Genomic DNA, 24,259 nt, shown 5'->3' with positions numbered 1-24,259 from the left:
CGCGCACAACTGGCAGGGCTTGAATCAAAGCGTTTTCTTCAGGCATGACTTCGTCCTTGGCCGCTATAGCGGCTGACTTTGAAGGTGGTGCTAGGTTCCCGGTGGCGGCGGAATTGGTATGAATGTTAGTCTTCCTCCGTCACCAGCTTCATGGATTAATCTAGTATTGAATTAAGGCTGGCATCATCGGCGTGGGCTTAAGCGTTTATATAAGTACGGCTCTGTCGTCTAATGGATATTCCTACTATTAGGTTTAAAATGCGCAATTGGATTCGTAGTCGCAGCAGTGCTTTTGGGGCTTTATTTGATATTCTGCTACCCACTATGATGGGAGTGGCATTCTCTATTTTATGCATCTTGTTTGTGTGGGGCGGTGCTCTTAAGATTCAGGCGTTGACTCTCGCGGACTGCATACAAGTGGTTATTATGCTTTTTATTGCCGGCACTATGTTTGTCGGAATACGATCCCATAATCATGGGAAGGAGTACTCTCAGTCTGCTACAAACTTAGAAAGCGCCTTGTCCTTGATTGAGAGGGCGGCGGATGTTCTCGTGGTGGACGGTAAATTAACAAATGATAGAGTTGCCTGGGTAACTTGTGCGCGTTTGATAACTAGAGTTAATACGTTGAGTCGGAAAATAACTACCGAAACTCACAGTTTGATTTTCGAAGCTGAGCATGATTTACAAAGGCACAAATTTAGTGATCTGCTGAAAGTCGGCGGTGAGGAGCTCAGTGGTGCATTTTTCTGCGGGGGCGATCAAGGACAGACTATTGGTGAAGTTGTCAGTAGTTCCGATCATCCTAAGGACGGACGAAGCTGGATTCCTACCAGAATAATTAATGTGATATACACCTTCGTCAGCTTCCCTGATGATTATGAAGATCCACTGCGATTTTCTGAGGACTTCGGAGCGAAAGAGCGCAATCGTTTGTTTCGGTTAGGGCATGATGGCGTTAGAGAGTATCTAGCTTTTAGAAAAAGCTTTTTGATAATCGGGAAAAAAGTTCTAAGAAAAAGTGATTTTAAGGGGGCGCATCTGAGCGCGAGTGAAATTGATGATGCAATATCTGCTGATCTACTAATGCTCGAACTTGAAGAATGACGTGATATGTTTAGCTGCGACGCACGCTCCAGTGCTATATCCACCAATAGCCGCAAATAACTCGATTCCTGTAGGTGTCGGGAGTCCTTGCCGGGCCTGGCCCAAGCGGTGGGTGCTACGATGGCACCTCACTCAAACGAGCAAGCCCATGACAAAGCACGATATTTATGACGAGCACGAAGGCTTTCAGCTCTGGAACTACATGGAGTGTGAGAAGGACGAGGAAGGCCGGGAGACCTGGCGGATCAACGTCGAGGTGAAGCGGGGCGAAGATGTGGTGATTCCGGTTGTTGCTGGTGACCGAACCTTTCCCGATCGTGGGCTGGCGCAGATGGCTGGCCGGGAGCTGGGAGCGAAACTGGTGGCTGAGCGTCTTCAATAAGCTTTCATGCTGGGGGCGAGGCGCTTTACTTATTGCAGTCAAGGAGCAGTGAAAAGAAATGGAAGCTGACCAAGCAAAATTAAGTACAGATGCTGATCTTAAAAAAGATCGTGTCGAGGTTCTTGCGTTAGAGATTCTGGCTCTTATAGCAGTTATTGCGTGTGCAATTGCGGTATGTATGTATGCGTTAAATATAGGGGGCTCACTATCCTCTAAATCTAGTGACTGGTCAGATTTTGGCGGTTATATAGGTGGCGTTCTGGGGCCGCTGATCTCATTTCTAACGCTCCTTGCTATCTTGATTACTATAAGGCTTCAGCGAAAAATGCTGTTGCTTCAAGAAAAGGAGTTTGATGCGATTTACAGGTTGCAAGTCGATACTTTTAACTCTCAGAAGCAGCAGGCGCTAGATATTAGTAATTCAGCAGAAGATGCGAGGCGTGCAGACCGAAAAAATAGCTTGCTTAAGAGTATCGAGAGGCTAAATTCAAGTACTGTTCGTGATATTCAAAAATTGGAGGCTACAAGAGCGCTTAGTATGGCGTCTCTAAAGTTTTTGAAGACGCATCAGGAGCTCGATCAGGCGGGTGAGGGTATTAGTAAGTTATCCAGTCGTATCGAGGAGCTTGAAAAAAGAAAGTTGAGTCTGGAGAGTCTTATGCTTGAATTTTCGCTAGATGAACTCTCAAGTATTGATCAGATGCAATCGAAGTTTCACGCAAGAATAATCGATATTTATAAACCCTAGGCAGCTTGGAGGCCTATAAGAATCTCAAATACTGCTTTCGAGTGGCTTGTAATTGCCGGGCGGCTTTTTAGCCCCGCGGATGCCAGGCCATGGTCGCGGCCTCGATGCCTGAGCAGACCGAGCCATAGGTAATATCGGGCATAGGGGATCCTCGCCGGCTGGCGTGATTCGTTGAAGTGGGGTATTACGGGTGACCGGCATGGAGCCGGATCAAGGAGAACGAAGTGGATGCAGCTGTTGCGGGTTTACTCGGCGCGTTAGTAGGCGCGGTCGGATCAGTAGGTGCTATATGGGTGCAGAGCCATTTTCTTGCCAAGCGTGAGCGTGCCAAAGCAGCTATGGAGTTTGCCACGCAAAATAGGGCTCAGGATATTCAGTTGGCGCTCGCGAATAATGGGATTCCAAATGTCGCACCAGCTGCTGCTTACGTTCATCACCACTGAGTCATGCTTGACCTTTTGGAAGGGAAGTCACTAGCCCCCGAGAAGCTCGAGCAAGCATTCGCCAGGAATGTCAGATTTTCTGATCGGCTAAAGGGTCTCAATTCGAAATGGGTGACACACGGTGAGCTGGACGAGGCTGCAAAGGATAAGCCGGAATAGGAAAGGGCGAGTCAGGCGGTCAGGCGCTCGCCAATCACCGTGGTGGTGAACTGCACAGCGTACTCGACGACCATCTCGAACTCACCGCCACAGGTATCGCAGGCCATCGTCTTGTCGCCGTAGTCTTCCGACTCAACGTGGATGACAGTGGCGCAATGCGGGCATTTGCATTCATCCTGGCTGCGATAATCCCACTCGTCGTATTCGCTCTCGGCTACCTTGGCCAGCGCCGCGGCTTTCGCAACGGCATCCTCTGCGTCCTGACAAGGCTTGCAGGTGAAGCCGTCCGGGTGACCCCATGGGGTTTCCGTGAGTTTAGAGCGGTGAGTGCCGCACAGGCGGCAAGCGTTGTGCTTGTCGCACACCGAGTAGCTGTACTTATCGCCGGTTCCGTTGCACTTGGCGCAACCAGAAACCCAGTACCAGGCGCCATCGATTCGCTCGGCGTACAGGCCGTTTTCCGGGGGCCGCAGGCTGACTTCAGGCAGGTCAGTAGTGGTACGGTGAAATCTGTGATGATCCGCCCCGTTCCACACGTTGAGGCTGCCGTTACGCTGGCGCTGGATCCACTCACCCGGGATCTCCGTGATCAGGATCTTGGTGTTTTTGTCCATGGATTATCTCCAGTCAGGCGCCGCCCTCCAGGCTGGATGCGGCGTCGCGGTTGTTGTCAGGCTGCTGCGCGCTTGAGCTGCTCGGTAAGTTGAGTTGGCAGCCCGCGCAGCGTCAGCGTTCCGCCGGCTTCGTCGAAATCAATCTTGTGGCCCAGCAGGTGCGCTTCGAAGCTGATTGACATGCCTTCGGCTCGGCCGGTGAAGCGGCGGAATTTGTTGAGGGTCTTCTTGTCCGGCGGGAGGGTTTCGGAAATCCCGTAGTCCTTCGCCTTGATGAAGTCGTAAAAGCTCTTCGGCCGGTCTTCGTCGATCAGACCCGAGAGTTCGTCGAGGGTGATCGGCTCACCCAGTTTGGCCTGGGCCATGGAGTAGCTGACCAGGGTGTGGGTCTTCTCGCGGGCCGACTCTTCGCCCAGGTCTTCGCTTTCCACGAAGTCGCTGAACGCCTTCAGCAGCGTGCGGGTTTCGCCAGGGCCGTCGATACCTTCCTGGCAGCCGATGAAGTCGCGGAAATACTCAGTAGATTTGCGCCCGTTCTTGCCCTTGATCAGGGAGATGTATTGCTTCGACTTCGGGTTGCTCTGCCACTCGCTGAGGTTGATGCGCGCGGCCAGGTGCAACTGGCTCAGGTCCAGGTAGCGGATCGGCGCAACGCCCAGGTCTTCGCCAACGGCCACGCCTTCGCTGTGATGCAGCAGGGCGATCACCAGGTAGTCGGTCAGGCCCTGCTGGTAGTGGGCAAACATGGCGTGGCCGCCGACGCTGAGATTGGATTCCTCCATCAGCATCTGCAGGTGCTCCACGGCGACCCGACTGAAAGCTGTGAAGTCGGTGCTGCCTGCCAGAAACTCTTTCAGCCAGCCGGAGAGGGGGTGAGCCCCAGATTCAGCATGGAAGAAGCCCCAGACCTTGCCGGTCTTGGCGTTGTAGGCCTCGTTCAGGTCACCCAGCAGGTTGTCGGTAGCCGACGACTCGGTCAGTGCCTGGCCCAGGTGCAGGATGGCCGGGTTGCCATCAGGCTTCTTGTCCAGGTGGTGGATGATGCAGTTGCGGATTGGCATAGGGGAAAACCTCAGGCAGGTGCCGCCCTCCAGGGATGGATGCGGCGGCGGTTAAATTTTGGTGAAGAGGCGTGGTGATGGCTCTATGATTCGCCATCACTCATGCAGGGAGCGCTACAGATGCGGTATTTGCTGGTTCCAACGCTTGCTCTAATTCTCGTCGGATGCTCAGGCCCGGGTGTTGTGCCTATGGGGCGAGATACTTACATGATTGCCAAGGATGGCAGCTTCACTACCTTCGGCGGCGGGGCTGTAAAAGCCGAGCTATATCAGGAGGCAGATGCATTTTGTGGTAAGAAGGGCAAGCAGTTGATGCCTGTTAAAGAAGCGTCCAGGGATTCAGGTTATGGCCGCTACGCTAATGCTGAACTGCAGTTCCGATGCCTTGATGCAAGCGATCCTGAGTTGCGGCGCCCAACTATGGAGTCCGAGCCGAATGTGAGGATAAAAGTCGAGTAGACACCGCCCTCCGATGTCTGGATCCAGCGGGTAGACTTGGCTACTCGGGCTTGATGATCTCGTCGCCCGGGTCTTTGCGGATTTCGGCAAGGCTTTGATTGTGAAATTCGCGCGACACCTTTTCGGTAACGATAAAAGGTGTCGCGACACACTTGAGCATCTGCGCTGCTGTTTCGAAGTCGGCGGCGATCACGTTGCGCAGCAGGTTCTGGTGTACCTCCTGCTGACTGTTGAAGCCGTGCTGCTTCATCAGGCGCTTGAGGTCTTTCTTGAAGATGCCGGCGCATTCAATCGTAAATTTCTCGACGCCCAATGCAGCATCTTTTGCTGCCGCCTTCTCGCGCTTTCGGCGCTGTTTCAGGGCTTCCGCCGTGGGTGGTGCTTGCTCGGCCATGGCGGCTCTCCAGTTTTTCTGGTTGCAGTTCGATGAACATCCGCCGGCGGGCGTTGGCGATCTTCCCTGGGCGCCTCATGCGGGCTCGGCGAATTTGATGCCGTTCTCCTGGGCTATCAGCTTCACGCGCTTGATGTGCATGCCGATCGCCTTTGCGGCTTCGGCGGCGGTTTTGCCTGACTTGGCCAGGGCCTGGACCTGCGGGGCGATCTTGTCGCGCTCGGCTCGCAGGCGGTCATGGTGCGGGCTGGGGCCGATGAAGCGCTTATCGCCGCTGGCGCCGGCTTCGACTTCCTGCACCTTGCCGCCGGCGCCGAAGAAGCGGTCCATCTGGGCGTTGAGGTCGGCAATCACGGCGTCTCGCGGATCCGGCATGGGCACGCCGATCATCGCGTGGCACCGTAGAGCGCGAAGACAGCCATCGTTGCGGCCAGGGCGAGAGTCCAGCGGGCCATACGCCACCCGAAGCCCTTGATCGCTGATTTACCCGCGGCAAGCAGCCTGGCTCGCTGCTCGAACTCTTCGGCAAGCGCGCACGCCGGGCCATGGCCGGTGCATTCGCCCTTGGGGTTTCCGGTGGCGCGCTCGATGACCACGAAGGCGTTGTCGCCGCGAGGTACAACCTGGAAGCGCCGTGCCGGGGCTGGCTCATCGCGCCCGATCAATTGGTACATTTCACTGGTAGCCAGCGTGGCCCGGAGCCGCAACCCATTGAGGATTGCCTGGCTCTGCTTGATGGTTTGGTTCATGACGATCCCTCTGGTTGGGTTGCGGGTATTCGTCAGCGCTCTGACCGCCTGCTGGTTGCCGATGGGCGCAGGGGAGAGGGCTGACGGATATCGGCAGGCATGAAAAAGCCCGAGCGAGCCCGGGCTTTTGTTGGCGTCACACAGACCTCCCCATGTGATCGCGGGCGCCCTCGGCTGAGGGTCTTGCTCTTGGCTACTTCATGGCGGTAATCCTCCTGGGCGCGCCGTTGGCATCTTGGCGGGCGCTCGCCGGTCTGTGGTGTTGCTGTATGCAGGTGGCCGGCGCTGGGCCGGGTGTGCGTCCGCATCCGTCTGCCCATTCATGGAATGGGCAGAGGTGATGCCTACGACTCCTGACTGCCGGCCTTCAACACCACCAGGAGCAGAGCCACCAGAACCAGGTCGCCGACCATTGAGAGAATGCGACTCGCCGAATCGACGAAGACAACACCGCCGGCGAGCCCGTAGGCTGCCAGCGAGCGTGCTTTGTTGCTGAGTCTGCCCAGCATGGTTACAGGTGGTCTTTGAGGTTCAAGCCGAGCAGCTTTGCGCTCCGTTCGAGTGCCGTCAGCTCAGCCGGCTCGATCTCGCCGTCAGCTTCTGCCACTGTCAGCATGACGTTGAGGACGGTCAGGGCTTCTGCCGGCGAGTGGGCCAGGTCGCCCAGCTCTTTCTCGGCGTTTTGCCGCAGGATGCGAGTGCCCGACTTGAAGTCGGTCTTGGCGCGGTCGATGGTGTTGGACAGCTCAGCGCCGAAGCCCTGGAGCGCCGGATTGTTGCTGAGGATGGTTTCGATCTTCGACAGTTCGCTTTCTTCCAACTCGCCGTCGGCAGCGGCAACGTAGATCGAGCCGTACACGACCGCTTCCATCAGATCGCGATTTGCCAGCTTGGCGACACTGGCGCGGGCTTGGCCTGCTTTCTTGCCGAACAATTTGCCTAACATGGTGATTCCTCTGGGTTGGGTTACATCCCGATGCACCCTGTCGACAAGGTGCAGCAGTGATGCGTTACCGTTTCCCGAGTACTGCGGCGGCCAGCTCGAGGGCGCGAACTGTTCCGGCTGCGGCGAGGCACATGGCCCGGCCGGTGACCTGGTGCAGAACAAATCCCCCCTTGAAGCCGATAGACCGGCAGGCCTGAAGGTTCTTTTTGGTTGGCATGGTCAGACGCTCCAGTTGCTGCCGGTCAGGCTGCCGAGTCAGTGACCTTCTCGGCCTGGATGCGCTGGTAGATCTCTTCGCGGTGCACCGCAACGCTTTCTGGCGCGGTGATCCCGATTCGCACTTGCTGACCGCTGACGGAGATCACCGTGATGGAGATATCGTCATTGATGCGGATGGTTTCGTTTGCCTTGCGGGTGAGAATCAACATGGGCCTGCTCCTTGGTTGGTTTCCCGTCAGGCCCTGGTTTCAAGGCCTGTCGGTGAAACCCCCGGCCTCGCTACTGGCGACAGGCCGGGTTGTTACGTCAGCGGTGTTGGCCAGGCGCCCGCTGCTGATTGCAGGGCTGGCCGGTCGTCTTCGGTGTGGGCTTCGAGCTTCCTACTCACGGCGTCAAAACAGCATCTGTTCGCCGTGGATCACAGGTCCTTACAACATGCACGCTACAGCTCTGAATGCCCTGGCTGAGTGGGGCAGGGTGCATGAGGTCCGGCGCTCTCAGCCGAGGCTATCGAGAGCGCTAATTTTTGAATCGGGTCTTACTGGCCGGTGTTACTCGCCACCTCCGGCTGGGCGATGACTTTTTTCCATACGTTTACTGGTTTGGCTGCTGGGACCGTGCAATACGGCGTATCGAGGTGGGAGTCGCCCACGCCTGGTACGTCAATGCCCGGCTGATCCAGAAGCTTTCTGCGGTTGGGTTGTTAAAGAGCGGCGGGCCCTGAAGCCCTTCGCTGCATCTTTTGCTGCGATGAATTAAGTTAACCATCGGTATAAATTGACGTCAATACCGATGGTTAATTTATTTTTGATGGGAAATGGCTACTATTGCGGTTTGCTGTATGGATATACAGTTATCTGGGGGAGCCAATGAGCAAGCAGAACAAGCAGAAAAAAGCAGTGGAGAGCCAGGTGATGACCGGTCTGGAGCACCTCGGCCTGAGGGTTTCGGCAATGATCAATTCACCAGTCGCCCAGATTCAGCGCTGGGTGACGATCCATCGTTTGGATAGGGATGGTGATCGGGAGTGGGATGAGGTGATGGGCCTGCTATCCGAGACGGACGAGCTGGAAATGACTTTCAACGATGATGAGTCGGTGACATTGAGATGGGAGCGGCTGACCGATAATGATCTGGCCGTGGAGGCGGAGGATTTTGAAGTGGTGGAGGAGCCAGCTCCTTTCTAGCTGGCTCATAAGCCGGCCTTCAGATTGAGGTCTAGGGCGTAACGCCGGATTGGTAGCTGGATTTTACGCAGCCGCTTCTGTCGTAATTCACGCTCACCAGCTCTCGGTAGCCCTTGCGCCAGTAAGTGCTTGTGCCGCCGCCCTGGGCGGCTTTTTCTGTGGGGTTTCCGTATATCGAGGCGATTTCTTTTCTGGTCATCCCTGGAACGATCTCGCCACGTACCTTGGCTGTACGCAGGTCCTGATCGCTCAACCCCGTTGAGCACCCGCGCGCTATCGCTGGCGCCTGGGCCTGCCTGGCCTCGTTGGCTCGATACGTTGGTTGGGAATAGATTCTGGCTGCGGGCTCCGCCATGCGTACATCGCTACCCGAGCCACTAATCCTTGGGTTGTACGCGGTAACAACGTCATCAAGGTTGTGATTGGCTGGGCAATTCGAGTCGGTGAATGTCACCTTTCCGGAAGCGTCGACACACTTGTAAAAAGTGGCGGCATTTACACTGGCAGAGAGCGCCATGCTGGCGAAAATCAAAACTGTGGCTTTCATGGGTGAGGGCGGACTCCGTTCCTGCAGCCTTGGGGGCTCAATTCAAGAGCTCCACTCTATCATTAGTGGCCTGGCGCCACTATTGGCAGGGTAAAGATCTCGCGATTCTGCTTTCGGCGGCCCTCGTTTACCTTATATTTCCTTTTTAGACGGAAGGAGTCTCAAAGGGATTCACATTACCTATACTCATAGCCCGGCATTCAAAGTGAGCCGCCCTATAAAATCAGAAGGCCACTAAAATGCTATCCCACCTAGAGTTGAGGCAGGTAATCGAGTCCGCATTCCTGCCAGTGTTGTGTGTTTGTTCGATACGAGCTGATAACTCAATGATTGTTCAGTTAATTGACCCTTTAACAAAATTGGAGCAATTAACAGTCATTGGTGGAGACTCCACCACTCTTACCTCGAGTCGAGCAATCTCTGTGTTTGTGAATGAGGTCAAGGATGAGGCTCGTCTGGGCTTACATGCACCCGAGAAGCTGCGCCGTCTGGCTTGAGGTTGCAGAAGGTACAAGACCCGATATCTTCTCGGGTCTTGTAAAAGGTGCTGATCCTAAAGGGGGGGGCAGCTTATGCGGCGAGTTTCCCTGCGCTGAGATTTTTTTTCATTTCGGCTTTCATCGCCAGCATTTGCTCGCCAAGTTCATCCAGCTTTTTATTCCCTAGCAGCTTCCTTGCCTTAGGAAACATTTCTGTTTCTTCTTCTTCGATGTGGTGTTCGAGTAGCTCTTTTACTACCTTGGCCCTGCCGGCAAACTCAGGTTTAGTCGGATCTGTAGATTTGAGGTCGGGGAGGACGAGCGAGTCGACAGTCCGATGCTCCTCCTTTGCCTCGTAGTACATTTCATCTTCTTCTTTACCACCTGCCTCTTTGAAGGCCGGGTAAAGGATCTGTTCTTCGAGCTGGGTGTGGATAGTAATTTCCATTTCGAGTTTCGCCACAAGGTCAGTGCGCTTCTTGACCGCGCGATCTGTCGATTCGCTCAGTTGCGCGAGAATGGCTTTTACTCGTTCGTGGTCTGTTTCCAGAAGATCAATAGCGTTCATTTTTTGCCTCACTAACACGGGTTGAGATAACTGCTGCTCTTTGTCGGCAGAATTTCGGTATCCGTATAGGTGTCGCATTAGTTGTGCCACAACCGGGGTTTAAAACATTGGCGTATTTTCAACTGCTTAGCTGCGATGCTGGCCATAAGGGCTCATGCAGCCTGCACGAAGGGGAGATTCGGGCGATGCAGATAGCAGGATGGGTTACGCGGTCGACAACCAAAAGGGCCGCATATAGTGGATTGGCTGCCGAAGGAGCACTAAGCCGCTCTTGGCCAGAGCAGTAGCCCGGGGCTGGAGGCGTCAAGGCAGGGAAGGGCAGATACAAGAAGCCCGGCCCTGGGCCGGGCTTGGGTGTCGTAGGAGTCAGAGCTTAACGGTGCTTGTTCTTGTGTTTATGCTTGTTGTTGCCTTTGTGCTTCTTGCCGTCTGATCGATGATTACTCTGATCATCCGCCAGGTTATTACCCAGCGCGCCGCCTGCTGCACCACCGAGACCAGCACCAATAGTCGAGCCGGTTGAGCCACCGAGGCGATTACCTATGAGTGATCCGCCAGCAGAACCGACTCCTCCGCCAATCGCGGCCTCTGCTCTATTGCCCTTTTGAGCACCCACTGCTCCACCGGCGGCACCACCTACGCCTGCGCCTATCGCTGCGCCAGTTGAGCCGCCAAGCTGTTGACCTACGATATTGCCAAGTGCACCACCAACTCCGCCGCCAAGAGCGGCCGTGCCATCCCCAGCGGCCATAGCACCTTGCGAAATCAGGACACCCAAAGCCAGGGCGGGTAGTGTCATTTTCATTTTGTGAACCTCTATGGGTTGTCAGCAGGCGCTCATGGTTTAAAGCACGCCTAGCATTAGGATTAGAACAAAAGCTCGAAGTTCTATACGGGCGGTGCCCAGAGGCGAATGGTTGTTACAAGGTCTGCCGTGATGGATTCGACTGCGGAATACCTCGATTCCGACAATCACCCTATCCAAACAAGGTAAAGGGAGCGCATAGGGCATCCTCCTGGTGGCTTCCGGGCGGAGGCTATGTGCTGCGCAAGAGGATTTAAATTGATTGCAAGGGGAGCAGCAGTGCGGTGCGAGGGTATACGGAAAGCCCACACATCGGCGGGCCTAGCTGGCTTGAAAGGGTCAATCCATTTCTGCGCAGCAGTGCTTACAAATGGTCGCTGCTTTTTTGATGTTCTCTGCGCAATAGTGGCATTTCTTGTGCGTCAACCGCTCGGTTATGAAGCCAAGCAACCAAATAAATGGGGACAGGGTGATGAAAATCCCGGGCAGCATCTGGGAAACTCCAGGCAAATGCGCAGCGTCATATAACCCGTAAGCTAAAGCAGCAATCGCCATTCCGTAGAGGACTTTGTACATGGCTTCTTCCTTGTGAATTGAGCCCGCACCTTAACATCCGTGGCGTACAGCCACCATTGGCGGGACGGCGAAGGGTAGAATGCCTTTTTATCCAGAGTATGAGAGATGGAACCTAATGAGGTGATTGACGCGCTCGCCGAGCAGGTGGAAGACGCAAAAAGCAGAGGCCTTAAAGAGGTATCCATCGAAAGCCTGGAAATGTACATGGCTGCTTTACGGGCTCGCGTTGAAAAGCTATCTCCGCTGACCGAGGCTAATACCGAATTCCAGAGGCAGGCCACTGAGCACGCGTTCCAAGATCGACAGACAATGTTCAGGACGGTTATAGATTCTGGTCAGGCAGCGCTGAAATCGAGCATTCTTGTAGGGGGAGGCGCAGCAGCGGCGCTATTGGCATTCGCGAGTTCGGCCTGGAAGTCACTCAGCCATGCCGGCCTTGAGTTGTTGGGGATGAGCGTGTTTGCGCTGGCTTCCGGTGTGGTTTTGGCTGTTGTTGCTAGCGGCGCCACTTATCTCTCTCAAGGGCTATATCACGATGGATTGGGGAAGCCACACAACTGCTGGGAAGATCGTGCAGGCAATGCCATGCGCTACGCGTCTCTGGTCTTTGTTGCCATTTCCTACGGACTGTATGGATGGGCATGCTGGAATGTTTATAAGGTGATGGGAAGCTTTTCCGTCGAGAGCTACATCCCTGTCGGCTGATCAGAAACGACAAGCCCGGCGCTGGGCCGGGCTTATGTCATCAGGCGAGTACGGCCTATTTGTCCCAGCCAGTTTTGAAGTCTAGCGCCCGCATCATGCTGAAGACATCGCAGCACTGAGCGCCTAGCGTTTTGCAGACGTCGGGGACTTTTCGATTTTGCCGTTGCGCTGAAGGTTTAGACGTCTCAAGAGAGACAACGCATCGATCTACTGGGCTTGATAATGCATAGGAGATCAAAAATGGGTCCCGCCCAATGTAGGCGAGTTCGTTTTCATTCAGATCGACTGCATATCCGTTAAAGGTAACATGAGCAACAGCGGCCGGGTCTGCCCCTTCTTTAAGTATGAGACTTTCTTTTACCTCTGGTTTTTTTAGCCATCCAGTTAAAATGTCCTCTTTTCCCGCCAAAATTTCTTCATATATTTCAATGGGCATCTTTATTCGGTCATTTTGGCTCTGATGTAGAAGCCATGACCAAAGTTCTGGCACCATTGTTTGTGGATAATAAACGCCATTAGAAGTAATTAGCGTGTTTGCATCCAGCAAGTAAATCTTCCTATCAAGCGCCATTATAATGTGCCAACCAAGTTATAGACATTGGCGGGCTTTACGCCCAATACTCTTCCGGCTTTCGTCGCCGTTAACGCACCTTCACGCATGGTTCGCTGAACCAAGTTTACGATGGCTCCTCCTAGCTTATGTCTTTTAACTACGTAATAGCTTGGTCCGCTAGAACCATTGCGCCCTTCTTTCTCGGCTGCTTTTTGGGCCGCCCATAGCTCTCTGAATTTCTGAGAAAGAGTATTCCATGTCTCCTGCTGAATCGCTCCAGACATGAAGAGCCGGTAAGCTACCAAGGAGCTGCTGACGTTTATACTTCTTGCAAAACCAGAAATTTTTTGCGTAAGAACATCAATGTTTTCCGCGTGCCAGTTCTGCTTAGCCAAATCATCTGCTGGGAGCAATAGAACGCTCGCTATATCGTTGCAATACCGTTCAATTTTTTGCTCTGCGCGACTACCACTTAAACCAGTGACTCCGATCAAAATGTGGGCAAATTCGTGAAGTAGGGTGAAGGACCTGGCTGGCGGCGCATCCTGATCGTTGATTACGATGAATGGGGCTACCTTGTCAGATAGGGCAAACCCCCTGAAAGCTTCGACAGGTATATTTGTGTGATGACTGCCAAGATTTCCAATAAGCAAAACGAATGTTCCCATCTCCTCAATTAACTTTCGGAGATAAGAAAAGGCTTCTTCGGATTTTCCGTGGCGTCGAAACTCGTTGATGTCGAATCCGATAAGCCTTCCAAGATAATCAGAAACGGAAGAGGGCTCCAAATCAACTTTAACGCTGCCGACGTAATCTCGAGGGAATGCCTCCTCAACATCCTGTAGGACATTTTTTACGAGATCTTGCCGAACATAAATATCACGCACTAGCGCATCGAGTGGTCCTTTACTTTCGATGCGGAGCTCTTCGGGAAGCGTACGGAAATCTTCTCCTCTAGCTGCTTGGGCTGGCGGGGCTGGAAGATAAAAAACAAGAAGTGGGCGACGATACACCCCTGCCATCTTCACAATAAGTGTTCTGGAGGCCTCTTTTTCGCCGTCTTCATAGCGACGGAGCATTTCAGGGCCAGAAACCTTGTTCCCCCCGATAGCCAGAGCTTTGGCAGCCTTTTCTCTGCTAAGACCGGCAGTCTCTCGTGCCCACACGAGCACTTCTGGGTTAATTCCCGGCATACATCACCGCTTCAGCTCCGTCTTCATTTGCGCATCATCCATTATCACAGTAGCGGGTTTTGCAGGATACTGAACTTCTCTACCGTCCATCGCAAGTGGGACGTGACTACGTGATGTTGACCTGCCGTCCTCGCACAATCCTTCCAGCCTTCACCTCATCCGCATACCCGGCCAGCCGATCCTCACCATCATGAAACACGGTGCACATCTTCAGCACGGCCTGGGCGTCTGCCTCATTGCCTGCAAGGCTGAGCCGCTCTGCAATCCTCATCAGCTCTACTGCTGACCACTTGAGGTCTGAGGCGATGCCTTGCAGGTCGCGCTTAAGGTCTTGGTTTGGCTTGGTGAGGGGCATGCGATGCTCCAGCGGGTATGGATGTACCCGTGATCAGTGGCAGTGACGAGTTCCAGCCTTCTTGTCGTTGTGGCATCCCTGCTTATCGGTACGGCCGCCGTGAGCGACTGCAGAAACGGAGGTGATGGCGAGGAGGGCTGCAAAAACTAGGGTGATGATTTTCATTGTTCACTTCCTGTGCTTGATGAGTTGCTGATTCATTCCGTTATATTTGGCCAGGAGCCCAGGGCCTAATCCCTGCGATCACTGCGCCATGATCGCCTTGTACCTACGCTGGTACTCCTCATACGAGACTTTCTCTTGCATGAGGTTTTGGATCTGCAGCTCTTTGCTATCGGATTCCAGCGGCAGGGTTTGCGTAGTATGGGTTTGTTGCTTGCCAAGCTCGCCGCGCGCACTTGCATCGCGCAGGTAAAGCAGGGCGTCAGCGAACTCTCCGGCCCTTTGCTCGGACCGGAAATACACATTGCGCGCGGTCACGCCCTCAGCCAGGCGAATCGTCACTGCGTAGCGTCCGTCCCGCAAGTTGCGTTTAGAGAGTATCGGCGTGCCTAGTGAGCGGAAGTAGATACGCTGATTGATCTCTTCAGTTCTCAAGAATGTCGAGCCAAGACCAACGGCCACACCGTTATGAATTGATGCCGTGCCGAGAGTGAGCCCTCGCGTAACGGACCCGTTCGATAGGGCAATGAACTCCTCAGTGACCATGGCTGATTGTGGCTTTTGCTGGCTGTAGTCTTCGTAGAAGCCCTGCTCAACAATCGAAGCAGCCTGGTGCTGTGTCATGTTCTGGTGCTGACTTGGGGTGTAATTGATTTGGGAGTGACCACAGCCAGCCAGCGTCGCCAAAAACATCGATGTGAGTAGGGCTCGCAAATATCGTTTTTGAGCTTTCATACCCATGAATCCACTCCTTTGGATTGTAAGACGGGCGCTTGTCAGAGCTTGCGCGCATTCCATACCAGCAGGACCTTGGCATGGATCGTCACATCGTCGATCCGGGCCTCTTGGTCCTTATTGTTCTTGTTGTCCGAGATCAGCCAAAGGTGATCTTCATCCTTCATCTGCAGGCGCTTGATGTAGAGAAGGCCATGCCAGGTGACGACGTAGACGCCTTCCCCGACAAACTCAGTTACCCCGCGATCGACGATCACTGGGTCTTTGTCGTTGATCGTTCCTTCCATGCTCTGGCCCCAGCCGGTAATCATGGCCAGGGCTGATGTCGAGGTGTAGGTGACACCTTTTTCGCGAAGCACGTCCTCGCGCACGATCAGATTGCGGATCGCTTCGTTGTAGTCGGCCGGCACCTGGCCGTGGCCCATCGCGCCGCGCACATCGTATTGCGGAATCAGAACCTCACCGTTTCGCGGCCGTAGGCCTGAGAAATCAGCCTCAATCACGTTGCTAGGCGCCGTCAGTTGAACTGTGTCCATAACTGCTTGCGCCAATTTCTCCTGCGCCGATTCATCAAGGCCTTTCCCTGCGTGCTTGCGGATCATTTCAAGCACTTTCTGTGCGGCGCCCGTGTCACCAGACGGACGGATTGAAGACGCGGTCATCGAGCGGATTTCTTCTGCCAGCCTTGGGCTAAAGCTCTCAACGGGCTCTTGCAGCATTCGCGATAGCACTGACGCGAACTGTGCATTGAGGGGATTGATGCCCTTGAAGTAGAGATTGACTGCAGCCGGAGTCATTCCAGCAGCATCCGCAATTTTTTTCTGACTGAGTTTCAGATCGTTCTTTTTCGACAAGAACAGGGCGTGCGCTGCTAGGCATTCAGCGATGCGATCTGGAGGCAGGATTCGTTTTTTCGTCATCGCAGGAATTTAAACCAATGGTTAAAAAATAGAAGAAACCATCGGTATTGATTAAAAATTAACAGATGGTTAATATTTGGTCTGTCTATCCCCGAGGCCAGATCATGAAAGAGACCCCCCTCGTCAAATTTGTTGCTGAAAAAGGGCAGTCAGAAGCCGCGAGGCTTCTTTGCGTGACTGCTCCGGCGATTCACAAGGCCTTGGCTGCAAAGAGGGATATTCGGGTGCTCGAGCTTGCCGATGGCTCTTACCTGGCGAATGAGTTGCGGCCGTTTCCATCCCAAAGATCCGCAGCCTGACTTGGCGAGCAAATGATCCCCCGCGAGCCCGGTAGGGCGCCACGGAAACAAACCTGAGGTTTTACGAATGGAAGACTTTCTGAGGGCATGCCAAGCGGCCGTGCTGGATAACGAGGCGAAGTCCCTGGCGGCAAAGATGGGTGTGGCCCACGTCAGCCTGCTGCAGCGTGCCAACCCGGACAACGATGCTCACCACCTGACAATCGAGCATCTGTTCGGGATCTTGCTGCACACCGGCGATATGCGCCCGCTGATGGCGCTGGCCAACGAGTTTGGGTTTGACCTGGCTGCCAAGGTCAGACCCGCACCAAGGGCGCTCACGACATCGCTGATCAATCTGGGCAAAGAGGTCGCCGATCTGACCATCGCAGTGCATGAAGCCCTGGACGACAACCACGTCTCGCCAATGGAGAAGGCGTCGATCCGTAAAGAGCTCGGGCACGTTCGGCAAAGCCTGGATGTGATGGAGGCATCGGTGAAGGTGGCCTGAATCGCAGGCATAAAAAAACCGCCTGGCAGGGCGGTTCTTCCAACAACTTGTAAAACACTGTGGGGGCATTATGAATACGATTGCTGCTCCAGGCAATACGGTCACCATGTCGAACCGCGAAATCGCGGAGCTGACCGGGAAGCAGCACAAGGATGTGATCCGGGATACGCGCGTCATGTTGATCGGCCTTTATGGCGATGAGTTTCTTGAACGAACCGTGCCCGAGCAATACCGCAACCGTCACTCAGAGTACGTTCGAGAAAATGCGGACAGCATTCTGGAGGGGCTTTTTGGTGATGGCGCCAAACGGCTCCATCAGCCTGAGAAAGGTTTTTCCTGGTCCAGGGATAATCGTGGGTACATCTCTGAGTTCAGGCTGGACAAGGAGCATGCCTACACCCTGGCATCTGGCTACAACGTAAAGCTTCGGCATCGGGTTGTGACACGCTGGCTGGAGCTCGAGAAAGTGTCACGACACATTGTCACGCTGCCTTCGAATTTCGCGGAGGCGCTTCAGCTTGCGGCCGATCAGGCGCGTGAGAACGCCTCTTTGCAGCAGGTCATCCAGCAGCAGGCGCCGAAGGTGCTTGCTCTTGAACGACTCAGCCAGACCGCCGGATCCGTCTGCATCACCAGCGCTGCCAAGCAGCTCGGTATCGGCCCGCTGAAGCTGTTTGGGTGGATGAGTGCCAACCGCTGGATCTATCGCCGCGCGAGTTTCGCCCCATGGTCGGCCTTCCAGCCTCGACTTTCTGCTGGCCTGCTTGAGCATAAGCTGGTTCAGGTAGGGAAGGGCGACCAAGAAGACCTGAAGGTAGTAGAGCAGGTCATGGTCACTCGCAAAGGCCTTGCCCACCTCGCAACAGCCATGCAGACGGCTGGGAATCCCTAACATGCAGTTCACCGTCACGATCAACCAGGTGAAGGCGCTTGAGTGGGGATTGAACTCCCAGCAGGCCCTGCTATTCGCCTTTGTCTATGGCTGCCCCAGTTGGACCAAGCCGGTGAAGACCGACGCCGGCATTTTCTTCGCGCTGAGCAAGGCGAAGATCATTGAGGAGCTGCCGCTGCTCACCGATAAGCCGGACACTGCCTACCGCATGCTCAAGGCCTTGGATGAGGCCGGATTGATAGAGCTGTCGAGCACGTCAAACATCACTTTGTTTCGACTGACCGACAAGGCGAAGGAGTGGAATCAGAAGGTTGATGGGTCGGAAAAATATCCGACCCCAGCGCAGAGCCAGGGTCGGAAAAAAATCCGATCTACCTCGGAAAAAAATCCGAGCAAGGTCGGAAATAAATCCGATCCAGGGTCGGATAAATCTCCGACAAATCAGGATACCAATCATCAGGGTACCAATCAGGATACCAGTCAGGTCTTGCAGGACGACCCGGCAGAGCCGGCCCAGTCCGGCGTCCTGGTGCTGGTTGATCAGATTGAAACGCCGAAGGTCGAGATTCCCGCTGACATGCCAGGGCCCAAGGACCCGGCCTGCAAAACCTTCAAGGTCTGGGCCAACTACGCCATGGCCTACCGCAAGCGCTACGGCGCCTGGCCGGTCTGGAACGGCAAGGTAGGTGGCCAGCTAGGGCAGATCGTCGACCGCCTCGGCGCTGATGTAGCCCACCACGTCGCCGCGCATTACTTGAAAACCAGTGATGCCGCGATCCTTCGCAAGTGCCACAGCCTCAACGAGCTGCTGGCAAATGCCGAGAGCTATCACACCCAGTGGGTGACCGGTCAGCGCATCAACGGCACAACGGCCCGCCAGATGGAACGCACCGAAGCGAACCTTTCCGCGGCGCAGCAGGCCGCCCAGATGGTCCTGGATAGACGCCAGGCAGGAGAGCGCAATGAATACCTGTGAAATGAACGACGCCCAGGTGTCGGGCTTGGCAGCGGCTATCTGCGCTACGGCTGAGGCGATGGGGCAGGAGATGAATCCCGGTACGGCGGCGATGATGGCCGAAGATCTGTCCGCGTACCCGGTGCCAGTCGTTCGTGCAGCACTGAAGGCCTGTCGCATGGAGGTGAAAGGGAAGCTGGCGATGGCTGACATTCTTTCGCGCGTCCAGGCTGTTGATGGCCGACCAGAGAAGGACGAGGCCTGGTCATTGGCGCTGGTTGCCAGTGATGAGCGGGAGAGTGTGGTGCTAACCAACGAGATCCAGCTTGCGCTGACTGTTGCCCGGCCTGCACTGAACCGGGGTGACAAGTTCGGGGCGCGTCTGGCGTTCATCAGCGCGTATGAGCGCTTCGTCGCAATTGCTCGTGAACAGAAAGCGCCAGCAAATTGGACCCTATCCATTGGCTTTGACGCCTCGAGGCGAGAGGTTGCCATCAATGCCGCGGTGCAGATGCAGCGTATTCCGCAAGAGCATGGGCAGGCGCTGCTGGCCGACCTGCGCGTCGAGCCTATCTCTGAAAATGGGCGCGCCATCGCAGGTTTGCTCACGGGCGCTGTGACGCGGCCTTCATCTGCCATTCGTGAGCGATTGAAGGCGGTCAAGGACGCAATGGTCGAGCTGAGCCAGGCCAGCGCTGAGCGTCGTCAGCAGGTACGGGCCGACGCGGAAATGGCTTTTGCCGCGCGCCGCGCGCTGCTTTCGGAGCAGGCGACCAAGGCACAAGAAGATAGGGGGTTCCATGCTTGATGCGCGTCTGGCTCCAACCGATCCGGAGGACTACCGCTTCGCCGTGCACTGCTGTGGCTACAAATGGGAGCTGTCCGACAAGCCCGATCGTGCCATCGCACTGTTCGAGCATTCGTCGGCGGCGCTGAAGTTCGGCCAGATGATGTGGCCATCCACCTACGAAGTTATCGATCGCACGACAGGGGAAAGGGTATGCGCGTGACCTCGAAGAAACTCCGAGCCTCGGCCAACGGCCAGGACTGCACTGTCCGCCTCCCGGGCATCTGCAACTTCGACCCGGCGACAACCGTCCTTGCGCACATCCCGTGCGGGCAAAAAGGCATGGGCACGAAGGGCTTCGATACCGTGGCGGTTTTCGCGTGCAGCGCCTGCCACGACGTGATCGATGGCCGGGCTCAGGGCGAAATCGACTGGTCGGATATCCCGCGCGCCATTGCGGAAACCCATGAGGTGCTGATTCGCACCAGGATCATGACCGTGAAGGGGGTGCTCGCGTGAATAGCCAGAAGCCTCCATTCCGCAATCCACCGCCGCTGTTCCAGGTGAAGCGGGCCCGGGCCAAACCAATCGACCGTGAGGGCATGGAGCAGGCCGCCCTGATGCTGGAGATCGCCTTCCGGTACCCAGCCGCCTCGAAGCTGATCTACCACGTTCCGAACGGCGGGCACCGTCACAAGTCGGTCGCGATCAAATTGAAGGAGCAGGGCGTCAAGGCCGGTGTCCCCGATTTGGTATTGCCGATGGCCCGCGGCGGTTATTTCGGCCTGTACATCGAGTTCAAGGCCCAGCCGCCGTTCGACGCTGCAGTATCGCCTGCACAGGACGCCTATCTCCAGGCACTGACCGGGCAGGGCTACCTGGCCATCGTCTGCCGCGGGCATATCGACGCCATTGAGGCGATCCGGGCGTATCTGCTCCAGCCACAAACGAGGGTCGCGGCATGACCAAGACCGTGGCTGTGAAGGTTTCCGACGCCGAGATCACCCGCCAGGCCGCCAACGCTGACGTGTATAGCCTGCGCGACCTGGGCAATCGCGGGCTGTACCTGCGCTTTGCCACGGATCGCGCGCGTGGCTCCTGGTACCTGCTGGTCAAGCGCCAGTGGCACAAGATCGGCGAGTACCCGGGCCTCAACACCAAGCAGGTAGCGGCGGCGTTGCCTGAGGTTCGCTTGCGGGTTGCGGCCAAGGCCGGGGCGGCGGTTTCCGAGTGGGGCACGGTCGGCGAACTGCTGGACTGGTTTGGTGAGCGGATGGCCAGGGACCGTAGCCTGTCGGACAAGCGCAAGAAGACTGCCGCCTCGGCCATCAAGTGCCACTTGAAAGCGCGCCTGGGCGACGTTCGGCTGGCTGACCTGGACAAGCCCACGCTCGACACCCTGCTGATGTGGCCAATGCAGGAGACGTTGACCATCGACTTCGTGCGGCTGGTGTTCCAGTTGCTGGCCCTGGCCTTCAGGCAGGCCAAGCGCCTGGGGCAGATCGCCAGGAACCCCATGGACGGCATCCGGTTCAGCGACTTCTCCAAGGCGAAGGTCCGGGTCAAGCCGGCGCGCCTGCGCGGTGTCCAGTTGCAGGACCTGCTGGACGGCCTGCGCTTGGAGTTCGACGCCAAGCCGAGTGACGCCATGCTGGCCCTGTTGATGCTGTGCCACGGCACGCGCATCGGTGAAACCCGCCAGGCCCGCTGGGCGCACATCAGCCTGGCCGAGCGGTTGTGGTTCATCCCGGCCGACAACGCCAAGACGCGGGCCGAGCATCACCTACCGCTGACGGACCAGGTCTGCAGCCTCCTTTCCAATCACCGGCGCCACCAGCAGGCGGCCGGGTATCAGGGCGAGTTCCTGTTTCCTTCGCGCAACGGCAAACCACTCAGCGAGAGCCAGGCCAGTGCCGTGTTCCAGCACCTGGGCCAGGGCGAGTGGACGAGTCACGACCTGCGCAAGTTGGCCCGTACCGGCTGGGCTGACCTGGGTGTCGACCACCTGATCGGCGAGCTGCTGCTCAATCACGCCATGGGCCATAACGTGAAGGTGTACATCCAGTCGGACGTGATGAGCCGCAAGCGTGCAGCGTTGGAGCAGTGGAACGCCCATCTAGACAGCAAGGGTTTTGCCCTAATTCACGGGTACACAGGTGCTACATCTGGTGATTCAGGTAATTCGCTACAGGCCACGGCTGGTAAGGCTTACAGCGCTGTTTGCGCATCAACCATAGGCGAGGATTGAAAATGATGGTTTTGCTTGAAAGACGCACCGGTCTCGCCGTGAATTCCGTCGACGTCAGCTCGGTAGTGATCCGCAGCTCGAACGGCTGGCAAGTGCTCGACGTGAAGATGTCGACGGGTGAGCGGCACCAGGTCCGGCACACTGGCCACTGTTTCGACGGTGACGACATCTATGCCGTGCACAAGCGGCTGCTGGAGGCCAAATGAAGAAGTCACACGGCCCGGCATTCCGTGCCGCCCTGCTGGACCTGGCCAAGTGCCCGGCATGCCGGGGTAGGGCGGTGATCAAGGGCGTGTTCCATGATCTGGCCTGCACTCAATGCAATGCCTCGGGCTGGGTGTCGGCCGACACGGGCGTCGAGCTGCCGCTTGAGGTGCTGGTCACCCAGCTCAGCATTCGCCTGCAGGCCGCCGACCAGGTGATTGAAGAATTGAAGCGCGGCCAGGACAGCACCGGCCCGGGCGCGCAGTACCAGGACAACAACCGCCGCGGGGCAGGCGGCACGAATTTCACAGGGGATTGAGCCATGGCAATTTATAAAGACGTGATGGGTACCCTGGTGCGGGTGCTGGCAGCAGACAACATCGACAACAGCACCAAGCAGTCCTGGCAGAAGCTGATCGACGCCGACATGCGCCATGGCGGTACCGGCAGCACGCTATCGGCACGGGACAAGTTCGACTACGACTGCTGCCTGTACGCACTGCTGCATCGCCAGCTTGATCCTGTGCAGTGGGACGTACTGGTCGCCAAGTACTCGACTCACAAGGCCAACAAGGTAAGCGCCATTGGGCGACTAGTAGCTCGCATGGTCTCTCCTGCGCCTCAGCTGTTTATCTACAAGGCGCTCACTGCCTGGGCGATCCCGAAGCTGAAGGGGGTACAGGTCGGCAAGCGCTCCACCGACATGATCGTGCTGCCTGCTGAGTTCTACGACATGAACACATGGGATCTGGATGCATCTCCGGAGCGCACTCGTCGCAACTGGCGAGGCGGGATACACAAGCGTCTGGAGTTGCTCGAGGAGCAGGCCGTGATTCATGCCACCCATATCTTCGATCATGAGCAAATCTTTGTTGAGGCCGCTTGACCTCTTGGCCGCCTGGCCGTAAATTTAACCCATCATGTCGATCTTGCGCGTTATGAGATACGACCATTAAAGAGCCTCGCCATTCAAGCGGGGCTTTTTGCTTTCTACGACTCCTCGAGCCTCGGCATTTGCCGGGGCTTTTTCGTTTCTTGCTCCCTGGTAGGGGAGGACACCGGATGCCGAACATGCCAGACAAACCGGACACTTGGGCGATAGCGCTTGCGTGGTTGAGCCAGCATGCACCAATCCTCTATGCGGCCGGGCTTTCCTGTGCGATGGCGGTCCTGCGCATTACCTATGGTGGTGGGTCGAGACGGCAGATGCTGGTCGAGGGCGCTATCTGCGGCGGGCTGACCCTGACCATCATCAGCGGGCTCGAGTTCTTCGGTCTGCCCCAGAGCATGGCCACCTTCGTTGGTGGCTGGGTCGGTTTCCTGGGTGTCGAGAAGGTGCGGGCAATTGCAGATCGGGTGACAGACTTCAAGTTGCCAGGTCGGACGCCAGAGTAATGGCTTGCAGTGGATGCGCTGCCAGGCGCGAGTGGATCAACAAGTGGAGCAAGGTGGCATATGAGCGAGCCAAAGAACTCTTTGAACGTGGTGACGATCCTGCCCCCACTGAACCAGAAGCCAGGCAGCGTCCAGTTGGCCCAAGGCACCAGGGTGATGCTGAGTGATGGTAGTGAGCTGGCTCGCGTTCAGTCAGTTGAGCTGAAGGCTGAGGCAGGCGGGCTGTGGGTAGCAGTGATCACGGTCTATCCCGAGATCATCCAGCCAGTGATCGCTGAGGCGCACATCGTCGAGGTTGAGGTCACTGACCTGCAGTCGCAGTCGTGTGCCTACGCAAAGGGTGAGGCATGAGCACGCTCATTGCCAAAGGGCTCCAGGCCATCCTTGAAGAGCAGAAGAAGCAGACTGCGATCCTTGAGTTGATGGCCGAGCAGCAGGCCCTGCTGATCCAGGCCATGGCTGAGGATCAAGACCCTGACGCACAAGCATTCACTTACATGGATGGGAGCAAGGTGACCTAATGGCTCGACTCAAAACCCTCAAGTCAAGGGTGCAGGAGGCGGCCTCGCGGCAGTTCGCTAATCCGGTCGCTGAAGGTGCGGATAGCTGGGGCTCCGGCCGTGGCGGGCGACCTTGGCGCCGCAAGCGTGATGCCATCTTGTTGCGGGACAAGTACACCTGTCAGGTGTGCGGCGTGACGACGAACCACCTTGAGGTCGATCACGTCGTCAATCTAGCCCAGGGCGGCACTGATGAAGACGATAACCTCCAGGCTATCTGTGTTCCTTGCCACAAGCTGAAGACTGCTGCTGAGTCCGTGCAAGGGCGAGGCTGAGGCGGCAGAGCGAATGCTTCGTGCTGAAAACGGGATCTGCACCAAATGGGGGCCCCGACCGGGCGAACCATGGGGGGGCGGGTCGAAA

At 56.3% G+C, this 24,259-nt stretch carries 42 protein-coding genes; 24 read left to right on the top strand and 18 right to left on the bottom strand.

What is annotated here, in order from left to right; all coding sequences use genetic code 11:
* Positions 1-231: 231 nt before the first annotated feature.
* The 4 genes from NPS46_RS16845 (at position 232) to NPS46_RS16830 (ending at position 2,680) form a co-directional block, all read left to right on the top strand.
* Complete coding sequence (locus tag NPS46_RS16845; RefSeq protein WP_274109049.1) at positions 232-1,107, top strand: hypothetical protein; 876 nt, start codon at positions 232-234, stop codon at positions 1,105-1,107.
* A 148-nt stretch (positions 1,108-1,255) separates the two neighbouring features.
* Entirely contained in the window at positions 1,256-1,489 is a 234-nt protein-coding gene (locus tag NPS46_RS16840) for a hypothetical protein (RefSeq protein WP_274109047.1), read from the top strand.
* Between the two features lie 58 nt (positions 1,490-1,547).
* Positions 1,548-2,237 (top strand): hypothetical protein, encoded by a 690-nt coding sequence (locus tag NPS46_RS16835; protein WP_274109044.1) that lies wholly within the window; start codon positions 1,548-1,550, stop codon positions 2,235-2,237.
* A gap of 224 nt (positions 2,238-2,461) precedes the next feature.
* Positions 2,462-2,680: a hypothetical protein gene (locus NPS46_RS16830; protein ID WP_274109042.1), complete on the top strand. Its 219-nt coding sequence runs from the start codon at positions 2,462-2,464 to the stop codon at positions 2,678-2,680.
* A 170-nt stretch (positions 2,681-2,850) separates the two neighbouring features.
* On the opposite strand, the gene NPS46_RS16825 is transcribed toward NPS46_RS16830, so the two are convergent.
* Both NPS46_RS16825 and yejK read right to left on the bottom strand, forming a co-directional pair.
* Positions 2,851-3,453, bottom strand: a complete 603-nt coding sequence (locus NPS46_RS16825; protein WP_274109040.1) for a hypothetical protein — start codon at positions 3,451-3,453, stop codon at positions 2,851-2,853.
* A 56-nt stretch (positions 3,454-3,509) separates the two neighbouring features.
* Positions 3,510-4,514, bottom strand: a complete 1,005-nt coding sequence (gene yejK, locus NPS46_RS16820) for a nucleoid-associated protein YejK (RefSeq protein WP_274109038.1) — start codon at positions 4,512-4,514, stop codon at positions 3,510-3,512.
* A gap of 207 nt (positions 4,515-4,721) precedes the next feature.
* Between yejK and NPS46_RS16815 the strand changes: the two genes are divergently transcribed.
* Positions 4,722-4,973, top strand: coding sequence for a hypothetical protein (locus NPS46_RS16815; RefSeq protein ID WP_274109036.1), 252 nt, complete (start codon positions 4,722-4,724; stop codon positions 4,971-4,973).
* 40 nt (positions 4,974-5,013) lie between these two features.
* Here NPS46_RS16815 and NPS46_RS16810 read toward each other — a convergent pair whose 3' ends face one another.
* The 6 genes from NPS46_RS16810 to csrA all read right to left on the bottom strand — a co-directional run bounded on the left by NPS46_RS16810 (position 5,014) and on the right by csrA (position 7,490).
* The gene (locus tag NPS46_RS16810; RefSeq protein ID WP_274109034.1) at positions 5,014-5,367 is read right to left on the bottom strand and encodes a hypothetical protein; all 354 of its coding nucleotides are present in this window, start codon (positions 5,365-5,367) and stop codon (positions 5,014-5,016) included.
* A 75-nt stretch (positions 5,368-5,442) separates the two neighbouring features.
* The gene (locus NPS46_RS16805; RefSeq protein WP_274109032.1) at positions 5,443-5,757 is read right to left on the bottom strand and encodes a hypothetical protein; all 315 of its coding nucleotides are present in this window, start codon (positions 5,755-5,757) and stop codon (positions 5,443-5,445) included.
* Positions 5,754-6,116: a hypothetical protein gene (locus NPS46_RS16800; RefSeq protein WP_274109031.1), complete on the bottom strand. Its 363-nt coding sequence runs from the start codon at positions 6,114-6,116 to the stop codon at positions 5,754-5,756. Before NPS46_RS16800 ends, NPS46_RS16805 begins: the two co-directional genes overlap by 4 nt.
* A 344-nt stretch (positions 6,117-6,460) precedes the next feature.
* The gene (locus tag NPS46_RS16795) at positions 6,461-6,625 is read right to left on the bottom strand and encodes a hypothetical protein (RefSeq protein WP_274109030.1); all 165 of its coding nucleotides are present in this window, start codon (positions 6,623-6,625) and stop codon (positions 6,461-6,463) included.
* A gap of 2 nt (positions 6,626-6,627) precedes the next feature.
* Positions 6,628-7,062 carry a tellurite resistance TerB family protein gene (locus tag NPS46_RS16790; protein WP_274109028.1) on the bottom strand — a complete coding sequence of 145 codons (435 nt, stop codon included), beginning with the start codon at positions 7,060-7,062 and terminating at the stop codon, positions 6,628-6,630.
* A 242-nt stretch (positions 7,063-7,304) separates the two neighbouring features.
* On the bottom strand, positions 7,305-7,490 hold the full coding sequence (csrA, locus tag NPS46_RS16785; protein WP_274109026.1) for a carbon storage regulator CsrA: 186 nt from the start codon (positions 7,488-7,490) through the stop codon (positions 7,305-7,307).
* A gap of 660 nt (positions 7,491-8,150) precedes the next feature.
* On the opposite strand from csrA, the gene NPS46_RS16780 reads away from it, so the two are divergent.
* The gene (locus tag NPS46_RS16780; protein ID WP_274109024.1) at positions 8,151-8,468 is read left to right on the top strand and encodes a DUF1654 domain-containing protein; all 318 of its coding nucleotides are present in this window, start codon (positions 8,151-8,153) and stop codon (positions 8,466-8,468) included.
* A gap of 31 nt (positions 8,469-8,499) precedes the next feature.
* Here NPS46_RS16780 and NPS46_RS16775 read toward each other — a convergent pair whose 3' ends face one another.
* Entirely contained in the window at positions 8,500-9,015 is a 516-nt protein-coding gene (locus tag NPS46_RS16775; RefSeq protein ID WP_274109022.1) for a DUF4124 domain-containing protein, read from the bottom strand.
* Positions 9,016-9,254: 239 nt separating this feature from the next.
* On the opposite strand from NPS46_RS16775, the gene NPS46_RS16770 reads away from it, so the two are divergent.
* Complete coding sequence (locus NPS46_RS16770; protein ID WP_274109020.1) at positions 9,255-9,512, top strand: DUF1652 domain-containing protein; 258 nt, start codon at positions 9,255-9,257, stop codon at positions 9,510-9,512.
* A gap of 73 nt (positions 9,513-9,585) precedes the next feature.
* Here the strand turns inward: NPS46_RS16770 and NPS46_RS16765 are convergent, their stop codons facing one another.
* From NPS46_RS16765 to NPS46_RS16755, 3 genes are all read right to left on the bottom strand, one after another.
* A complete protein-coding gene (locus NPS46_RS16765; RefSeq protein ID WP_274109018.1) occupies positions 9,586-10,062 on the bottom strand; it encodes a hemerythrin domain-containing protein in 477 nt (158 codons plus the stop codon).
* 373 nt (positions 10,063-10,435) lie between these two features.
* A complete protein-coding gene (locus NPS46_RS16760; protein WP_274109017.1) occupies positions 10,436-10,867 on the bottom strand; it encodes a glycine zipper domain-containing protein in 432 nt (143 codons plus the stop codon).
* Between the two features lie 339 nt (positions 10,868-11,206).
* Positions 11,207-11,443 carry a hypothetical protein gene (locus NPS46_RS16755; protein ID WP_274109016.1) on the bottom strand — a complete coding sequence of 79 codons (237 nt, stop codon included), beginning with the start codon at positions 11,441-11,443 and terminating at the stop codon, positions 11,207-11,209.
* 105 nt (positions 11,444-11,548) lie between these two features.
* Between NPS46_RS16755 and NPS46_RS16750 the strand changes: the two genes are divergently transcribed.
* A complete protein-coding gene (locus NPS46_RS16750) occupies positions 11,549-12,148 on the top strand; it encodes a hypothetical protein (RefSeq protein WP_274109015.1) in 600 nt (199 codons plus the stop codon).
* Positions 12,149-12,203: 55 nt separating this feature from the next.
* On the opposite strand, the gene NPS46_RS16745 is transcribed toward NPS46_RS16750, so the two are convergent.
* The 6 genes from NPS46_RS16745 to NPS46_RS16720 all read right to left on the bottom strand — a co-directional run bounded on the left by NPS46_RS16745 (position 12,204) and on the right by NPS46_RS16720 (position 16,066).
* Positions 12,204-12,695 (bottom strand): DUF4411 family protein, encoded by a 492-nt coding sequence (locus NPS46_RS16745; RefSeq protein ID WP_274109013.1) that lies wholly within the window; start codon positions 12,693-12,695, stop codon positions 12,204-12,206.
* Positions 12,696-12,718: 23 nt separating this feature from the next.
* A complete protein-coding gene (locus NPS46_RS16740; RefSeq protein WP_274109011.1) occupies positions 12,719-13,894 on the bottom strand; it encodes an XRE family transcriptional regulator in 1,176 nt (391 codons plus the stop codon).
* 106 nt (positions 13,895-14,000) lie between these two features.
* Positions 14,001-14,249, bottom strand: a complete 249-nt coding sequence (locus tag NPS46_RS16735; protein ID WP_274109009.1) for a hypothetical protein — start codon at positions 14,247-14,249, stop codon at positions 14,001-14,003.
* A gap of 33 nt (positions 14,250-14,282) precedes the next feature.
* Positions 14,283-14,414 carry a YHYH domain-containing protein gene (locus tag NPS46_RS16730; protein ID WP_274109006.1) on the bottom strand — a complete coding sequence of 44 codons (132 nt, stop codon included), beginning with the start codon at positions 14,412-14,414 and terminating at the stop codon, positions 14,283-14,285.
* A 78-nt stretch (positions 14,415-14,492) separates the two neighbouring features.
* Complete coding sequence (locus NPS46_RS16725; protein WP_274109005.1) at positions 14,493-15,152, bottom strand: lipoprotein; 660 nt, start codon at positions 15,150-15,152, stop codon at positions 14,493-14,495.
* Between the two features lie 35 nt (positions 15,153-15,187).
* Positions 15,188-16,066 carry a S24 family peptidase gene (locus NPS46_RS16720; protein WP_274109003.1) on the bottom strand — a complete coding sequence of 293 codons (879 nt, stop codon included), beginning with the start codon at positions 16,064-16,066 and terminating at the stop codon, positions 15,188-15,190.
* 104 nt (positions 16,067-16,170) lie between these two features.
* Here NPS46_RS16720 and NPS46_RS16715 point away from each other — a divergent pair, with 104 nt between their 5' ends.
* The 16 genes from NPS46_RS16715 to NPS46_RS16640 all read left to right on the top strand — a co-directional run bounded on the left by NPS46_RS16715 (position 16,171) and on the right by NPS46_RS16640 (position 24,171).
* Complete coding sequence (locus tag NPS46_RS16715; protein ID WP_274109001.1) at positions 16,171-16,365, top strand: Cro/CI family transcriptional regulator; 195 nt, start codon at positions 16,171-16,173, stop codon at positions 16,363-16,365.
* 67 nt (positions 16,366-16,432) lie between these two features.
* On the top strand, positions 16,433-16,855 hold the full coding sequence (locus tag NPS46_RS16710) for a phage regulatory CII family protein (RefSeq protein ID WP_274108999.1): 423 nt from the start codon (positions 16,433-16,435) through the stop codon (positions 16,853-16,855).
* A 70-nt stretch (positions 16,856-16,925) separates the two neighbouring features.
* The gene (locus NPS46_RS16705; RefSeq protein ID WP_274108997.1) at positions 16,926-17,747 is read left to right on the top strand and encodes a phage antirepressor KilAC domain-containing protein; all 822 of its coding nucleotides are present in this window, start codon (positions 16,926-16,928) and stop codon (positions 17,745-17,747) included.
* A gap of 1 nt (position 17,748) precedes the next feature.
* Complete coding sequence (locus NPS46_RS16700) at positions 17,749-18,723, top strand: phage replication protein (protein ID WP_274108995.1); 975 nt, start codon at positions 17,749-17,751, stop codon at positions 18,721-18,723.
* Positions 18,710-19,510, top strand: coding sequence for a hypothetical protein (locus tag NPS46_RS16695; RefSeq protein ID WP_274108993.1), 801 nt, complete (start codon positions 18,710-18,712; stop codon positions 19,508-19,510). Before NPS46_RS16700 ends, NPS46_RS16695 begins: the two co-directional genes overlap by 14 nt.
* On the top strand, positions 19,503-19,712 hold the full coding sequence (locus NPS46_RS16690; RefSeq protein WP_274108992.1) for a hypothetical protein: 210 nt from the start codon (positions 19,503-19,505) through the stop codon (positions 19,710-19,712). The genes NPS46_RS16695 and NPS46_RS16690 overlap by 8 nt, the downstream gene beginning before the upstream one ends.
* A complete protein-coding gene (locus tag NPS46_RS16685) occupies positions 19,703-20,008 on the top strand; it encodes a nuclease domain-containing protein (RefSeq protein WP_274108990.1) in 306 nt (101 codons plus the stop codon). The genes NPS46_RS16690 and NPS46_RS16685 overlap by 10 nt, the downstream gene beginning before the upstream one ends.
* A gap of 83 nt (positions 20,009-20,091) precedes the next feature.
* The gene (locus tag NPS46_RS16680) at positions 20,092-20,454 is read left to right on the top strand and encodes a VRR-NUC domain-containing protein (protein ID WP_274109067.1); all 363 of its coding nucleotides are present in this window, start codon (positions 20,092-20,094) and stop codon (positions 20,452-20,454) included.
* Complete coding sequence (locus tag NPS46_RS16675; RefSeq protein ID WP_274108988.1) at positions 20,451-21,737, top strand: tyrosine-type recombinase/integrase; 1,287 nt, start codon at positions 20,451-20,453, stop codon at positions 21,735-21,737. The genes NPS46_RS16680 and NPS46_RS16675 overlap by 4 nt, the downstream gene beginning before the upstream one ends.
* A gap of 2 nt (positions 21,738-21,739) precedes the next feature.
* Positions 21,740-21,943 carry a hypothetical protein gene (locus NPS46_RS16670; RefSeq protein WP_274108986.1) on the top strand — a complete coding sequence of 68 codons (204 nt, stop codon included), beginning with the start codon at positions 21,740-21,742 and terminating at the stop codon, positions 21,941-21,943.
* A complete protein-coding gene (locus tag NPS46_RS16665; protein WP_274108984.1) occupies positions 21,940-22,260 on the top strand; it encodes a hypothetical protein in 321 nt (106 codons plus the stop codon). The genes NPS46_RS16670 and NPS46_RS16665 overlap by 4 nt, the downstream gene beginning before the upstream one ends.
* A gap of 3 nt (positions 22,261-22,263) precedes the next feature.
* Positions 22,264-22,827 carry a hypothetical protein gene (locus NPS46_RS16660; RefSeq protein WP_274108982.1) on the top strand — a complete coding sequence of 188 codons (564 nt, stop codon included), beginning with the start codon at positions 22,264-22,266 and terminating at the stop codon, positions 22,825-22,827.
* Between the two features lie 176 nt (positions 22,828-23,003).
* A complete protein-coding gene (locus tag NPS46_RS16655) occupies positions 23,004-23,336 on the top strand; it encodes a phage holin, lambda family (protein WP_274108980.1) in 333 nt (110 codons plus the stop codon).
* A gap of 60 nt (positions 23,337-23,396) precedes the next feature.
* On the top strand, positions 23,397-23,687 hold the full coding sequence (locus tag NPS46_RS16650; protein ID WP_274108978.1) for a hypothetical protein: 291 nt from the start codon (positions 23,397-23,399) through the stop codon (positions 23,685-23,687).
* Positions 23,684-23,857 carry a hypothetical protein gene (locus tag NPS46_RS16645; protein WP_274108976.1) on the top strand — a complete coding sequence of 58 codons (174 nt, stop codon included), beginning with the start codon at positions 23,684-23,686 and terminating at the stop codon, positions 23,855-23,857. The genes NPS46_RS16650 and NPS46_RS16645 overlap by 4 nt, the downstream gene beginning before the upstream one ends.
* On the top strand, positions 23,857-24,171 hold the full coding sequence (locus NPS46_RS16640) for an HNH endonuclease (protein ID WP_274108974.1): 315 nt from the start codon (positions 23,857-23,859) through the stop codon (positions 24,169-24,171). The genes NPS46_RS16645 and NPS46_RS16640 overlap by 1 nt, the downstream gene beginning before the upstream one ends.
* Positions 24,172-24,259 lie beyond the last annotated feature (88 nt).

This window comes from Pseudomonas putida (assembly GCF_028682395.1).
Taxonomy (GTDB): domain Bacteria; phylum Pseudomonadota; class Gammaproteobacteria; order Pseudomonadales; family Pseudomonadaceae; genus Aquipseudomonas; species Aquipseudomonas putida_AB.
Note: the sequence above shows the minus strand (reverse complement) of the source record. Positions and strands in the feature narration are given on the sequence as shown.